Source organism: Micromonospora sp. NBC_01699 (assembly GCF_036250065.1).
Lineage (GTDB): Bacteria > Actinomycetota > Actinomycetes > Mycobacteriales > Micromonosporaceae > Micromonospora_G.
Window position 1 is genome coordinate 5,038,428 of record NZ_CP109199.1, and the last position, 13,363, is coordinate 5,051,790.

10 protein-coding genes and 1 pseudogene are annotated in these 13,363 nt (G+C 69.5%); 6 read left to right on the forward strand and 5 right to left on the reverse strand.

Annotated elements, in window-relative coordinates:
• The first annotated feature begins 157 nt into the window (after positions 1-157).
• Both OG792_RS20745 and OG792_RS20750 read left to right on the forward strand, forming a co-directional pair.
• Complete coding sequence (locus tag OG792_RS20745) at positions 158-751, forward strand: hypothetical protein (RefSeq protein ID WP_329101327.1); 594 nt, start codon at positions 158-160, stop codon at positions 749-751.
• Positions 752-936: 185 nt separating this feature from the next.
• Entirely contained in the window at positions 937-1,524 is a 588-nt protein-coding gene (locus tag OG792_RS20750; RefSeq protein WP_329101329.1) for a hypothetical protein, read from the forward strand.
• A 215-nt stretch (positions 1,525-1,739) separates the two neighbouring features.
• On the opposite strand, the gene OG792_RS20755 is transcribed toward OG792_RS20750, so the two are convergent.
• Entirely contained in the window at positions 1,740-4,544 is a 2,805-nt protein-coding gene (locus OG792_RS20755) for an AfsR/SARP family transcriptional regulator (protein ID WP_329101331.1), read from the reverse strand.
• A 369-nt stretch (positions 4,545-4,913) separates the two neighbouring features.
• On the opposite strand from OG792_RS20755, the gene OG792_RS20760 reads away from it, so the two are divergent.
• Positions 4,914-5,504: a hypothetical protein gene (locus OG792_RS20760; RefSeq protein ID WP_329101333.1), complete on the forward strand. Its 591-nt coding sequence runs from the start codon at positions 4,914-4,916 to the stop codon at positions 5,502-5,504.
• Positions 5,505-5,951: 447 nt separating this feature from the next.
• Here OG792_RS20760 and OG792_RS20765 read toward each other — a convergent pair whose 3' ends face one another.
• Entirely contained in the window at positions 5,952-6,548 is a 597-nt protein-coding gene (locus OG792_RS20765; RefSeq protein WP_329101334.1) for a hypothetical protein, read from the reverse strand.
• Between the two features lie 159 nt (positions 6,549-6,707).
• Between OG792_RS20765 and OG792_RS20770 the strand changes: the two genes are divergently transcribed.
• Positions 6,708-6,950, forward strand: a complete 243-nt coding sequence (locus OG792_RS20770) for a hypothetical protein (protein ID WP_329101335.1) — start codon at positions 6,708-6,710, stop codon at positions 6,948-6,950.
• Positions 6,951-7,025: 75 nt separating this feature from the next.
• Here the strand turns inward: OG792_RS20770 and OG792_RS20775 are convergent, their stop codons facing one another.
• Positions 7,026-7,313 (reverse strand): NAD-dependent epimerase/dehydratase family protein, encoded by a 288-nt coding sequence (locus OG792_RS20775; RefSeq protein WP_329101337.1) that lies wholly within the window; start codon positions 7,311-7,313, stop codon positions 7,026-7,028.
• 407 nt (positions 7,314-7,720) lie between these two features.
• Here OG792_RS20775 and OG792_RS20780 point away from each other — a divergent pair, with 407 nt between their 5' ends.
• Entirely contained in the window at positions 7,721-9,808 is a 2,088-nt protein-coding gene (locus tag OG792_RS20780) for a PQQ-dependent sugar dehydrogenase (RefSeq protein WP_329101340.1), read from the forward strand.
• Between the two features lie 564 nt (positions 9,809-10,372).
• Positions 10,373-11,473 carry a right-handed parallel beta-helix repeat-containing protein gene (locus OG792_RS20785; protein ID WP_329101341.1) on the forward strand — a complete coding sequence of 367 codons (1,101 nt, stop codon included), beginning with the start codon at positions 10,373-10,375 and terminating at the stop codon, positions 11,471-11,473.
• 62 nt (positions 11,474-11,535) lie between these two features.
• On the opposite strand, the gene OG792_RS20790 is transcribed toward OG792_RS20785, so the two are convergent.
• Both OG792_RS20790 and OG792_RS20795 read right to left on the reverse strand, forming a co-directional pair.
• Positions 11,536-12,633 carry a helix-turn-helix transcriptional regulator gene (locus tag OG792_RS20790; protein WP_329101343.1) on the reverse strand — a complete coding sequence of 366 codons (1,098 nt, stop codon included), beginning with the start codon at positions 12,631-12,633 and terminating at the stop codon, positions 11,536-11,538.
• A 163-nt stretch (positions 12,634-12,796) separates the two neighbouring features.
• Positions 12,797-12,964: pseudogene (locus OG792_RS20795) on the reverse strand (phosphotransferase); the annotation flags it as partial.
• Positions 12,965-13,363 lie beyond the last annotated feature (399 nt).

A 13,363-nucleotide genomic window follows, 5' to 3' on the forward strand; every position in this document is an offset into this window, starting at 1 on the left:
ACCTGACACCACCTGATCGACGTACGACAATGACGGGGTCCGTCGGCGCGGCCGGCGGACCCGTCACCACGCCCGATCGGTGGCTGGGCGGGCTCCGGCGACCGACACATCCGTCGCCGCAGCGAAGCCAGCAGACCAAAGGGAGGTTAGAGGGACTATGGGGACTACCAGCATCCGTCTCGTCACCGGCTTGCTCGCCGTCAGCCTGCTGGCCGCAGCCTGCGCCTCCACCGAGCGGGCGGCCCCGGGCGGCGGCCCTGTCGACCCGAGCGCCGGCGCCAGCCCGACCCTCCAGCCTCCGGAGCAGACCATGCCACCGCCGAGCGTCAGCCCGCCGCCGCCGAACCCACCGGGCGATCCGAACGCGTACCCGCTGCCGCGCCCGACCCAACTGACCCCCGCCGCCGGCCTGCCCCCGCTGGCTGAGGCGCAGATCAAATCCGCGGTTTCCACCGCGTCGCAGGACGCCATGGTCGCCGCCGCCCTCGGTCAGGGTGAGGTGGCGCAGGTCCAGGTCCAGGCCACCACGGTCGGGGTACCGGGCCAAAAGACCGCGATCACCGTCGCGTTCCTGTTCCGGCAACCGGTCGAGTCGGAAGCGCCGATCTGGTCGAGGCTCTGCGACATCGCCGGACAGACCGCCCAGTGGCGCGGCGTCGCCGCCCGGCTCGACCCCGGCGCGGTCATCCAGAGCAGCCCGATCTGGATGACCGGCGCCAACTGCGTCGGCGCCCAACCGGAACTCGGCTGACCCGCCCCAAAGGCATAACCCCGGCTACGCCCCGGTTCCGCTCATCTCGGACCACCAGGCCGCGTGGACGAGGTGTGTACGGATCGTGGACGGCCGTACCTATTCTCAATCGGCGGGTCGCGCGCCGCAGTCCCGCTGGCGCCCGTAGTACGGATGCCGTGGACCCGAACGAAAGGTGACAGCACATGTCCGCCGTCCCTATCCGAATCATGCGCCGCCATCGACTCCAGACGATCCTCATCGCGCTCTTTACCGCCGCGTCCACTCTGGTGGCGCAGCCCGCACTGGCCGGCGGGCGGGGCCAGGGCGCGACCGGGCAGCCGGCGGTGGCGGCCGAGGACCAGATGTGCACCTCGGGCAGCTTCAGCCAGGTGCCACCGTTGGGCGGCAATCCCGTGACCTGGTGGCTCGTGGGTTCCAAGGTCTACGGCGCCTACAACTACCGCTACTGGCTGAACGAACAGGGCGTGCCCTCGGTCGGCGGTTACCGCTGGAACTACCAGGGGAGCCGGGTGGTCGCCTGTTCCGGCGCCAACCTGATCAGCTCGACGACACTGATCGCGTCCGACGGGAGTGGCACCGATCGCTGCACCAGCGCCGGTGACTATCTCGCGCCCGGCGCGACCATGCGGTTCATCGGCCAGCGAGTCTCCCTGCTGCCCGGCGGGCCGATTCTCGTCCGTCCCACCTTCAGGTACTGGATGCACACGACCGGCATCACCATCCCGCCGAGCCCGGGTGCCTACCGTTCCAGCAGCGTCGTTCGCTGCTGACCGGCCACGCGTAACCCGGTACACCGAGCCGGCACCCGATGCCGGCTCGGCGAGCGGAGGCGGATGGCTGCGGCCCGCCGGCGTGCCCTCGTCCGGGACCCACCAACGCGGGCTGGTCCCGGCCACCTGAGCCAGCGCTCGCCCCGCTGCCGCGGTGCGGGAACGACCCGATCGTGGTCGTCGGCAGCGGCGGTCACCGGACGGTCGCGGGCGGACTATCCGACGAGCTTCGTACGGATCCGTTCGGCGTCGGGGTGCCCCAGTTCGATGAGGATCTCCAGTGCCCGTCGCCAGCTCGTGCGCGCCTTCTCCGGCTCGCCACCGACGAGGCTGGTATCGCCCAGGTGGGCCCGGCTGATCGCCTCGTAGTAGCGTTCGCCCACCTCCTGCCAGAGCGCCAGCGCCCTTTGGTAGCACTCGGTGGCCTCCGGGTACTGGCCCAGGTGGTGGTGGGCGTACCCGAGGCTGTCCCAGGTGTGGGCCTCCCAGTAGCGGTTGCCGGTCTCCTGTTGCAGCGGCAACGCCTCCCGGCAGTACCGCAACGCGCGATCGTGGTCACCCAACTGGATGTGGTACCAGCCCACGTTGTTCAGCGCGTTCCCCTGCCCCGACCGGTGACCGGCGGCCTGAAACAGTGCCAGGGCCTGTTCGGCGTAGCGCAGGGCGAGCCGCGGTCGGCGTCCGCGTTCGGCCACGGTGCCCAGGTTGAGTAGGGTCCGTGCCTGCCCGACGCGATCGCCGAGTTGGCGGTAGAGGCGCAACGCGTGCCGCAGGTGGGCGCGGGCCTCGTCGTCCTGTCCCAGGCGGAGGTCCGCCACCGAGAGGTTGCGGAACGCTCGGGCCTGGGCGTCCCGGTTCCGGAGCCGACGGGCCGCCTGGAGCGCGGCGCGTTGCACGATCGCCTGCTCGTGCCAGTGACCACGGCGGTCCAGGAACGTGGTCAGGGCCCAGCCCAGCCGCCACGCGTGGCTGTCGTGCCCGTCGCTCACGGCCTGCCGGACCAGGTTGAGCAACACCGAGTGTTCCACGCTGAGCCAGGCCCACGCCGCGTCACGGTCGCTGACCTCGGGCGCGGTCACCCCGTCGGCCGGGTCCGGGAGATCGATCGGATCCCGGTGCGGGTGCAGTCGTACGTCGGCCGCGTGGGCGCCGTGGAGGTAGTGGTCGAACATCCGCCGGGTGGCCTCCAGCCGTGCGGATTCGGACTCTTCGCCGCGCACCCGCTCTCCCGCGTACGCACGGAGCAGATCGTGTACGGCGTACCGTCCGGGAGAGTGCTCCGAGATCAGATTCGTGTCCGCCAGCTCGGCCAGCAAGGGACGTGCCCCCTGCGGCGGGTGACCGGCGAGACCGGCCGCCGCGGACAGGTCCACGTCCGGCCCGGGATGCAGGCTGAGCAGCCGGAACATCCGCGCCGCCGGCTCACTCAGGGCCCGATACGACGAGGAGAAGACGGAGCGCGCGTCGGTGCTGGCGTCCATCCCGGCGAACGCGTCCAGCCCACCACGTGCCGCGTCCAGCTCGTCCGCGATCGCGGCCAGCGGAAAGGTGGGGTGGCTCGCCGCCCGGGCGGCCATGATCGCCAGGGCCAGGGACAGCCCGGCGCAGTGGGCGACGATGGCGGCCACCGCCTCCGGCTCGGCGGCGACCCGGGTCGGACCGAGGCGGCGGATCAACAGTTCGCGGGCCTCGCCGGCGGAGAGCAGGCCCAGGGTGAGCGGGTGGGCGCCCTCGGTGGCGATCAGGCCGGTGAGGTGACTGCGGCTGGTGATCAGGGTGAGGCAGCCCGGGCCGCCGGGCAGCAGCGGCCGGACGTGCTCGGCGTCGCGGGCGTTGTCGAGCACCATTAGCACCCGCCGACCCGCGAGGAGGGTACGCAGCAGCGCCGACTGGGCGGCGAGACCAGCGGGGAGCTGCCCGGGCGCTACGGCGAACGCGTCCAGGAACCCACGTACCGCCTCGCCGGAATCCAGCACCGCACCGCTCGGGTGGTATCCGCGCAGGTCGATGTAGAGCTGCCCGTCCGGAAACCGGTCGGCCACCCGGCGGGCGAAGTGGACCGCCAGCGCGGTCTTCCCGACCCCGGCGGCGCCCGAGAGCATCACCAGCGCCGTGGTGCCCGAGCGGGTGGCCGCGTCGAGCAGGCCGCGCAACTCGTCGAGCTGCGCGGTACGGCCCGTGAAGGCGTACGGCTGCGCGGGCAGTTGCCCCGGGACCGGATGGGCGGGCAGTCGGGCCGGTTGACCGGGCGCTGCCCGGGGAACCGGCGTCATCGCCGTCAGGGCCCCGAGCCGCCGATCGCCCTTGAGGATCGCCTGATGCAACTCGGTCAGCTCCGGTCCCGGTTCGATGCCCAGCTCGTGGACCAGGAGCCGCCGCATACGCTGGTACGCGTCGAGCGCCTCGGGCCGGCGTCCGGCCCGGTGCAGGGCGAGCATGAGCTGTCCCCGCGCCCGTTCCCGGAGCGGCTCCGCCGCGACCAGCGCGGCGAGTTCGTCCACGAGCTCGGCTCCATGGCCGAGCCGGAGTTCGTGGGATAGGCACTCCTCCTGCACGGTGCTGCGCTGTTCGTCCAGACGTGCGGCGCTCATCTCGATCAGCCGCCCGGTCACCCCGCTGAAGGCGCGTCCGCGCCAGAGCGCCAGCGCTTGCCGAAGCTGCGTGACCGCGTCGGTCAGGTTCCCGTCGGCGGCCAGAAGCCGACCCTGGCGTACCCGCTCGGCGAAGACACGCAGGTCGACATCGTCGTCCAGGACCCGAAGCACATAGCCGCTCGACTCGGTGACGATCAGGTCGGCCGTACCGGTTGCACCCGCCACGCCGGCCAGCCGTGCCCGCAGGCTCGACACACAGTTGCGGACGGCCTTGACCGCGCTCGGCGGTGGCCGATCGTCCCAGAGCGCCTCGACCAGCCGCGACACCGGTACGACCTGCCCGGTGTCGAGCAGCAGGATCGCGAGGATCCGCTGCTCCCGCGACCCGGCCAACTCCAGCCGGCCACGGCCGAGCTCGACCTCCATCGGACCCAGCACCCGAAACCCCACGTAACCCCACCCTGGTCCGTACCGGGGCCGGCTCCGGCGCGACCGGTCCGTCCAGGAGGGACGATCCGTGCCCCTCGATGATTGTTCCACCGGCGGTGATCCGAATGTGACGATCCAGTGACGTCTGGTGAATCGCTTCAGGAAAGCTTCGCGCGGTGAGGCGGACCGGCGACGAGAAACGGGTGTGGATGATCCGTGGACGGCGAGGGGACGGCGGATTCGAGACTGGTGGGCGGCCGAGCAGGCCACCGGCACCTGACCCCGTACCGCCGGTGACTCGACCCGGTAGGTCCCAGCCCTGCTGTATCCCGGTAACCCCGGATCAGGAGGAAGAGCATCATGCGCATGTTCCACCGAATCCAGAGCCTGGCCATCGCCGTCACGCTGGCCGCCCTCGTCCCGGCCGTCGCGCTGCCCGCCGGCCCCGCGAAGGCCTCGCCCGCTCGGGCCGACGTCGCCGTCGCGGCAACGTTCGAGCCGCGCAGCGCCATGAACAACAAATGCCTGGAAATCTTCGCCTTCGGCAACGACAACGGCTCGCGAGCGGGCATGTGGGACTGCGAAACCGGCTCGCCACCGTTCAGCGAGGCCGACATGGCCTTCGCCGCCGAGTTGAGCGCGCCGGCCACCACCACGCTGCGCCGGGCGCTGCTCATGTCCGGGATCGACGACGCCACCGTGGCGGGAGCGCCCGGTCTGCTGATGGTGGCCGGGGACGGCGCCCGGCACTCGTCCCGCCCGACCGCGCAGATGTGGCTGGACGAGCTGCACGAGGTGAGGCGGTCCTCGGGACGGTCGCAGCCGTACGTCACGACGCCATCACCAGCCGGGCCGGACCTTGGCGTCCGGGCGGATAGTGGCGTCCCGGGCCCGTACCCGGTCCGGGACGTGGATCCCTGCACGCCTGGCAGACCCACGCCGCGGGGCAGCCGGTGACGGCGGTCGCGCTCAACGCCCTCCAGCCGGGCGAGTTGGTGGCCATCGTGCTGGAGGGCGTACGCGCTGACCCGCCGCGAGCGGGACGTCACCCAGTAGGTGCTGCGCGGAAGGTCGACGGCCGAGATCGCGCGGGCGCTGCACGTCTGCACCCACACCCGTGCAGGACCACCTCAGGTCCATCTTCGACAAGATCGGCTTGCGCCGCCGCCGCGACCTGGTGGCGGACCTGTGGCACTACCTGCCCCAGATGGGCAGCCCGTCGTTGTCCACCGACGGGCGGCACGTGCCCGCCGACGGCGGGCGGTCACCCGACGTGTCCTGGGCCGGGAGCAGGAGGTCTGAGCACGCCCGCGCCTCGTCGATCCGGGACTGGTGGTCCGCGCGGGGATCGGCCGTCGGCGGCCTGTCCCGAATCGACGAGGAGAGGGCGGACGAGGGTGGCGGTCAGGCCGAGAGGCCGGACAGGCTGACCAGCCCGATCGTGATCCGGTCACTGGTGCTGCCGAAGACGACCTTGAGGCCGAGGCTCACCGCTCCGCTGGGCGTGAAACTCGCCGGGACGGAGTAGCAGACCGGGCCGACGGCGGTCCGGTCGGTGCCGTCGTCGAGCAGGACGGTCGCGGAGTTCGGCAGGGTCATGGTGGTGAGACGGGTCTGGCTGATGTAGGTCCGGCCGACAACCGTCGTGCTGATCGCGTAACAGACCCCGACCGAGCTGACCGAGGTGTTGTCCCAGGGCAGGCCGAGCTGCGCCCACTGAAAATCGGACTCGCCGCTGACCTGTAGCGGCGTGAGCACGACCGCGGTGGACGGGCAGCAGTAGGGCGTGGCGGTGAAGCGTGCGGTGGCCGGCCCGGACGGACCGTTCGCGGTGGCCCCGAGCGGGCTGTACTTCGCCTGGACCGGCACGGCGTCGATCCCCACGTCGCCGGTGACGCCACTTGTCGTCGCGGCCCGCGGGACCGCGGCGAACGCGGTGCTGGCCACGAAGGTCCCCGACAGCAGGACCACGGCAGCCGCCGCGGTGAGCAGCTTCTTCACGGGAGTTCTCCTTTCGCTTGTGACGCGCCGGTGGTGGCGCGGCTACAGTTTCGGGCCGGTCGTCCCCGGACCGTCCACGGTCGGTCCACGGCGGTCGAGCAGACCAGGGGTCCGGTGGGTCCGGGACCTGCCCCGTCACGGCGCTCCTACCTCTTCGAGGTGAGGGACGTCCTGATCATCGGAGTGTCCGCGGCCAGCCGCGCGGCGACGGCGGCGAGGCAGTGCAGCAGCGTGCCCGCCGCCCGGGACGCCGGCTGGCTGGCGACCTCGGCGCTGACCAGCCGATCCGGACCGGGCAGCCGGACCGCCCGTACCCCACCCATACGCCACGGCCGGGAACGACACGAACTCACCCGCCTCGAACAGCTCATCGCCCGACACCAGATCGGACAACGCCGTTGACCACCGACCGGCAGGCCGAACGCGACGTCATCCGGGCCGCCACACGCAGGGCTGCTGGCCGGCACGCCAACCCGTTCAACCGGCGCGCTGACCGTGCTTCCTGTCCAGCAGGTCGGCCAACGGCGCCTCATCCGGAAGCCCGGCCAGATGCACCACCGCGTCCGCCCCCTCCAGGGCGGCGACCACGGCGTCAAGGTCTGCCAGATCCAGTCGTATCGCCCGCTCTATCGGAGACTGTGCATGCACCGGAACCCGGTCGACCAGCACGAGTTGGCGAACCTCATCGCGCAGGTGATGACAGACCACCGATCCGATCCGCCCTGCCGCACCCGTAACCACGACCGCGCCCAGACGTGAACTCATGGCCTACATTCTGGCGGCACACCGACAAGACGATCATCGTCGATCTCGCGTCGCCGAGCCCTGCCCGCTCACCGAACGTCCACTCATGCCGCCGATCGTGACCCGTGGCCTGGGGAAACACACCCAGCTTGGACGAGATCGTGACCACGGTGCGGGTTGGCAGGCGGGCCGCGGTCCAGGCCCTTTACGAAGCGTCACCGTATTTTGCCGCCGCCACTCAACGGACGGCAGGTCAGCCGTCGCCGATCCAGCCTTCGCTTGAAGTGGCCCCACGGACCCACGCCGAGCACGACCGTGGTATCCATGCTCTTCGAATCGTTCGGACGTTCCTTCCGACACTGCGCGTGGCCTGTCGCGTCACGGGTACCTAGGTAGCCCCACTGTCCGCTCCTGGAAGGACGTACCAGATGACGCTGACCATCGAACGACCAAGTCTGCCCCGGCGGGTGCTGGCGTGCCTCGCCGTGCTCGGCCTGGTCACCGCGCTGGCCGTGGTGCCGGGATCACCGGCCTCGGCGGCGGTGACCACCGTTGTGGGTGTCGGCTCCGGCCGCTGCCTGGACGTGGTCGCCAACAACAACGCGAACGGCGCCGGCGTCAACATCTACGACTGCAACGGCCAGGCCAACCAGTCGTGGAACTTCACGGCGGCCGGCGAGCTGCGGATCTACAACGACACCCGCTGCCTGGACGTCGCGGGTCAGGACACCACGGCTCCGGCCGTGTTGCAGATCTACACCTGCAACGGCGGCGCCAACCAGAAGTGGCGGATCAACGCGGACGGCACGATCGTCGGTATCCAATCGAATCTGTGCCTGGACGTCACCGGCGCCGGTACCGCCAACAGCACGCTGGTCGGCCTGTGGACCTGCGGCGGGCAGAGCAACCAGCGCTGGACGACGTCCGCGGGCGGCTTCGACACCCAGCCGCCGACGGTGCCGGGCAACCCCCGGGTGAGCAACCTGCTCTGCGACTCGGTGACCTTTGCCTGGAACGCCGCGACCGACAACGTGGGCGTCGCGTTCTACGACATCTACCATGACGGCCAGCAGATGCGGACGGTCAGCGGCAGCACGCTGTCGACCAGCCTCACCGTCGTCCCCGGCACGACCTGGGGCCTGTACGTGAACGCACGGGACGCCGCCGGTAACGTCTCGCAGGCCAGTACCACGGTGTCGATCACCCCGCCGCAGTGCCAGGTCGACACCACGCCGCCGACCGCGCCGCAGCGGCTCGCCGGCTCGGCATCGGGCACCACCGTGACGCTGACCTGGGCGGCGGCGACGGACAACATCGGCGTCCGCAGCTACGACGTGTACCGCAACGGCGCCAGGGTCGGCACCGTCACCGGCAGCGGCAGCACACCGCCCGCGACAAGTTTCATCGACAGCGGGCTCGCGGCGAGCACGGGTTACCAGTACTACGTCCGAGCCGCGGACGCGCAGGCCAACGTCTCACCGGCCAGCAACACCGTGACGGTGACCACCGGCGCGTCCTGTGGCGCCTCGGTGTGCACGGTCCGACAGATCACCACTGACACCGACATCCCGTGGGGCCTGGTCACCCTGCCCGATGGCAACATCCTCTACAACCGTCGCGACGCGCACGACATCATCCGGCTCAATCCCACCACCGGCGCGAAGACCACCGTCGGCACCGTGCCGAACGTGCAGAGCACCGACGGTGAGGGCGGCCTGCTCGGCCTGGCGATCTCGCCCACCTTCGCCACCGACCAGTGGCTCTACATCATGCACACCTCACCCAGCGACAACCGAATCGTCCGGATCAAGCTACAGAACGGTGTACTCAACACCAGCACCGAGCAGGTGCTGATCGGCGGCATCCTGCGCAACAAGTACCACGACGGTGGCCGGCTGCGGTTCGGTCCGGACGGCAAGCTCTACGCCAGCACCGGCGACGCCCAGAACGGCGACAACGCGCAGAACATCAACAACCTCGCCGGCAAAATTCTGCGGTTGAACACCGACGGCACGGTGCCCTCGGACAACCCGTTCGGCAACTATGTCTGGAGCTACGGACACCGCAACCCGCAGGGCCTCGCGTTCGACTCGCAGGGTCGGCTCTGGGAGCAGGAGTTCGGCAACTCGATCATGGATGAGACCAACCTGATCACGAAGGGCGGCAACTACGGCTGGCCCGCGTGCGAGGGCACCTCGGGCGCCTGCGGGACCGCCGGTTTCATCGCGCCGAAGCGCACGTACTCGACTGCCGAGGGCTCCTGCTCCGGCATCGCTGTGGTGCGTGACGCGCTTTACGTCGCCTGCGCGCGCGGCACCAGGATGTACCGCGCGGTGATCAGCGGCGGCAACCTCGTCAACGTGCAGACCTACTTCAACGGCACCTACGGCCGGCTGCGCACCGTCGAACCGGCTCCGGACGGCGGCCTGTGGCTGACCACCACCAACAACGGCGACAAGGACAGCACCCCCAACAACAGCAACGAACGCATCTTCCACGTCACTCTCGGCAACTGACCAGCAGTAACCTGTCCCTGCGACGCGGCCGATCCAACCTCGCCGCGTCGCAGGGCGTCCATGTCGTCGACGAACCAGCACTCGACATTTCAACGGCGTACGCCGCACGCGAGACCAACTCGGGGCTCGGCTTGCCTATCCCCGCCTCGTCGCTGTGGATCTCGGCGGCGAACAGCGGGTCGAGGCGCCCGCGTTCACGTACGCGGCCACGCCACGGCAACGAACGCAAGCTCCGCGAAGACCTCACGAAGGCACTCGACCGAATCAGGGAACTCGCCGCGGAGACCACCCCCCTCATTCAGAGCAAGGCGTCACGGCGTTCCGGGCTGTACGGATCCGTCCGAAACGCCACGAGAACGCTTCGAAGATGGGTTAGCCGAGTGTGTGGTGGCGTGGCGTTGTTGCGCCATGCCGAGGCATGCGGCAGGTCGTTATCGCTGGGATCCCGCCGCCACCTGGCGTCGCACCCGAATAGACTAGGAACACGCCGCCCGAACAGATTCGGACAAGCTCGGACAGCTGCGGACGTCGCGTAGAACGCGAATTAGCCATAGGTTGAGGGCCATGCGTCGACCATCCAAGGCACATGCCTGGCAACTGCTGGCCATCGTCGTCCTCGCCCTGACACTGTCGGTATTTCCGTTCGGGACCGCTGCACCGGCGATGGCGGAACAGATAACCGTACGGTGTGGCAATACCACCGCGGACGATGAGACGCTCAACAGCGCGATCACCGCGAGCTCCCCCGGAGACGAAATCGTCTTCGACGGGCAGTGTCTGATCGACGATCCTATCCGGTTGATCGGGGAACGCACCTATCGCGGACATTCCCGTGCGGGCACGGTGATCCGGCAGGCGGACGGGGCCAACCTGCCCGCATTGCTGGCCAGTGACTCGTTCCTGGACGATGACAGCTACACCGGCATGCCGGTCACGATCCGAGGAGTCTCATTGGATGGCAACCGGGCCGGCAATCCTCGCGGCGGCGACGTACTGGTGGTGCGGTCCTGGCAGTCAGTGATCGAGGACGTGGAGATCCGAGGGGCCACCCGGCACGGGATCCGGCTGACCAATGTGTCGGCCAACGGCACCGCACTCCTCAACACCCAGGTCAATGGCCGTATCGTCGGCAACCATATCGCCGAATCCGGCGGTCGGGGCATCTACGTGGAGGACACCGGAAACTCCGTCACCGACTGGCAGCTCCTGGACAACTGGATCGCCGACTCGGGTTCGGACGCCGTCGCCCTGGACAACACCGCCGGATGGATCATCCAGCGCAATCACATCTACGGCACCGGCGGCGCGGCGATCGCCGCACAACGGCTCTTCGGCAGCACCATCTCCGACAACTACATCGAGGACTTCGTCACCAACGGACTCCAGGTATCACTCCAGGGCGAGGCAGCCTCCACGATCATCGGTAACCGGATCTTCCGGTTCAACGGCGGTGGCGGCACCTTCCTCGCGATGCGCGTCAACTACGGCACCGGAAACGCGGCGGTGATGGGCAACACCATCCGGGGCAACGGGACGGGCGTCGGTCTCGACTACCAGCTCGCCCCGGGAACGACGCTCTCCGTGACCTCCACCGGCAACCTTGTCACCGGCGTCGGCACCCCACGCCGTGCGGCCGTCGGTGTCACCGTCACCGCCGGCATCTGACCCGGCCCGCCGGATCCTGACGTACCTGCCTGAATGCGACATCGATCCCAGGCTGCAACCATTCACGGGGGCGGGAGCAGGTCGATCAGGAACTCCTGGTCCGCCTCTCCGCTGCAAGGTTCGTGCACCGCCTCCGCACCCGCCACGGCGCTGTTGCCAACCAGACCGACGCACATCCCGGCGTAGACGGGCCGTAGGCGGTAGCGCGCCGCAGCCGCCTCACCAAACGGCTCGACCTTGAATAGCTGCTCACGGCGGGTATCACTGCAATCGTCCCAAGGCTCGAACATGCCCATGGCGGCACCACCAACACGCAGAGTGAGGCAGCCTATGCCCTCCACGGGATTGTGCCACTCGATGTACATCGCCTCGACGCCGACCGGTTCGAGATAGGTACGCGGCGGCACGGCTGACGCGCAGGGCCGCAGCGCGGCGACGGCATGGGGGTAGCTACCGCTACGGTCCCGCCCCTCGGTGAGGCAGAGGTCGGGTGACGCGCTCGGGCGAATCTGCGCCCAACTACCGGCATCTCCCAGGACCAGCCCCGCGATCGGCACATTGGTCATGGTCGCCGAGGATCCGGGCGCGGACGCAGGCTCGTCCGCCATACCGGACACCAGGACGTACCCGCCGATGCCCAGCCCGGCCAGGACGAGAACTCCGGTCAGGAGGAGGACCGCGGCCCGGCTCACCGGCACCGGGGTCCTCCGCCGTCGGGTGGGTCTGGGCGGCTCCGGTGGCCGAGGCCCGGACTCCGACGGCGTCGACGGAAGTCCGGGCTCGTCGTCGGTCAGGTCGGTCAGGTCGGTCAGGCCATCGGGGCCGTCCGGTGGCGGCGCGTCGTCCTTGCCCATTGCGAGACGTCGGCGAGCGGAGAGCCACCGCTGCACATCGGTGTCACCCAGGCCGCACGCCCTGGTAAGCGCATCGACAAGTTGCTCACGCGGCAAGGTGGACCGACCCAGGGCGCTGGCGATGGTGCTGCTCGGCAGGAAGTCACCGGCCGCCGCCGCCTTTGCCTCCAGTTGCCGGTACGTCAGGCCAGACCACAACCGCAGACGACGCAACGCTGCTACGAACTCGTCAGCAGCCCGCGCATGCTCTGGCTGAGGTGGACCTGCCGCCGGATCGACCGACTCTTCGGGAACATCTGCGACCATCCACTTAATATGCCCCAACCACCCGGCGGAGCGACACACGCTGTGCTTCCCCACCTCCGGCATAGGCCTGAACGCTCCTGACTGAGGACCGGAGAGGTCGTTGATGGACGACCGCAGGGGACCGGTGGTCCAGGTGTCCGTGCCGGATCGCCCACCTCTCGGCGATCCGCTCGCAGGAGTCGATGGGAACGCCCCAGTGCTCGTTCAGCGTGTCGGCAACCCAGCGGCCGGCTGCCTGCCCGTCGCTGAAGCCGAACCTTTCGTCGAGCGCGTGGTGGGGGTCCTGCGCCTCCCACAGCATCTCCAGGACCGGCACCTGCGATTCGACCATGCAGCGTATCTCATCACAGGACCGTCGCCAGGCGCCGTCGGGCGACCACGTGGAAAACATGAACGTGCTGCGCACCGACGACATGGAACAGGACTTCGGCTCGTGCACGCGGGGTTGGTCTCGGTCGGCACCGCATTCGGCCGTTTCCCTGCTCGATGAGCCGATTGCTTTCGTGAGCCGCGATCACGACAGCGCTGGCAAAGCTGTCCGCGAGGACCCCCCCGGTCTGATGCGCCGCCGCGACGCGCCGGCGCGCATATGCCAGACGTATGGCGAGCGTATGGCGGCCGTATCAATGGCGTGGCCGAGCATCGAATCAGCGCCACTTCCGGTGCTCTCCCCCGCCGATCGGCGGGGAACGGTTTTGTCGATCGATGGAGGGTCTGATGCCAGGAATGT